The 226-nt window shown below is 78.3% G+C and carries 1 protein-coding gene; it reads left to right on the forward strand.

Going from position 1 to position 226, the window contains the following annotated elements:
- On the forward strand, nt 1–226 hold a 226-nt coding region (locus GTW08_RS24930; protein WP_346009968.1), incomplete at both ends, for a DUF3037 domain-containing protein.

The following is a 226-nucleotide window of genomic DNA, read 5'->3' on the forward strand; positions in this document are numbered from 1 at the left end:
GGTGAGCGGCTTCGTCGCCTACGAGTACGCGCTGCTGCGGGTCGTGCCGCGGGTGGAGCGCGGCGAGTCGATGAACGCCGGGGTGCTGCTGCACTGCCGGGCCCGCGACGTCCTCGCGGTGCGGGTCCACCTCGACCGCGCCCGGCTGGCCGCGCTCGACCCGGCCGCCGACGCCGACGCCGTCGACGAGCTGCTGGCGACCGTGGCCGCGGTGGCCGCGGTGCCC

It is taken from the genome of Pseudonocardia sp. SID8383, assembly GCF_009864975.1.
In the GTDB taxonomy this organism is placed as follows: domain Bacteria; phylum Actinomycetota; class Actinomycetes; order Mycobacteriales; family Pseudonocardiaceae; genus Pseudonocardia; species Pseudonocardia alni.